Origin of the sequence: Acinetobacter sp. 243_ASPC (assembly GCF_001054715.1) — a bacterium.
GTDB lineage: Bacteria > Pseudomonadota > Gammaproteobacteria > Pseudomonadales > Moraxellaceae > Acinetobacter > Acinetobacter soli.
On the sequence record NZ_JVOR01000051.1, the window covers coordinates 1 to 792 of the forward strand.

Below are 792 nucleotides of genomic sequence, written 5' to 3' on the forward strand. Positions count from 1 at the left end.
ATCAATGAATAAATTTAATCGCTTATAACATGTCATTTAACTTTCTTTATTTGAGATAAACGGTTTTGATGAGTTCGATGCGCATCTGACCGCTGTCATGTCATTTGGGTTGAGATAATCTTTATCTGATTCATCAACTTTGGGTTCAGGATTTTCACCACTACGATAAATTGTCGTTACACTACCGCCAATTTTTAGATCTATAACACCAGCCTCCTGATAAGTACTTCGAACCGATTTGAGTGTTCCTGTCGCTGGACCTTGAGGGTTTTTCTCTGGTGAATGCTTATAATACTGAGGGTCAAACCAATCCGACACCCATTCATTCCCATCGGTTGCCATATCATAAAAGCCTAAAGGAGTAGGTGGGAATCTTCCTAAAATAGGAATAGGCATATCCACACCAACAGTTTTTTTAACTTTTTGTCGTTGTTCATCACTCCATACATTTCTTCCCGGTTCATACTCACCATTATCCGTTGGATAGATGACATATTGTCCACGATTTCTGGCAGCATATTCCCATTGTGCTTCGGTCGGCAGTGTCATTGGTATCCCCACTTGTTGACCTAGCCATTGGCAATAATCGTGTGCTTGTTGCCAACTCACGCCTGCCGGAGAATTTTCTTGACGGAAAAATTTTGATACTTTTTGAGTACTGATTTTTTGCTGTCCAGTCGCCTCAGTGTAAATATCAAAGTCATCAAATGTAGTTTTATACGCATTTAAACTAAAACTATCTAGCGTAACTTTATGTAGAGGCATCGCTGCATAAAGGCCAGTGATGGGTAA

The 792-nt window shown here is 39.8% G+C and carries 1 protein-coding gene; it reads right to left on the reverse strand.

Features of this window, described 5'->3' with window-relative positions; all coding sequences use genetic code 11:
* Positions 1-36 precede the first annotated feature (36 nt).
* Positions 37-792, reverse strand: a 756-nt coding sequence (locus ADA42_RS05465; protein WP_048763993.1) for a formylglycine-generating enzyme family protein, incomplete at its 5' end; no start/stop codon positions are given.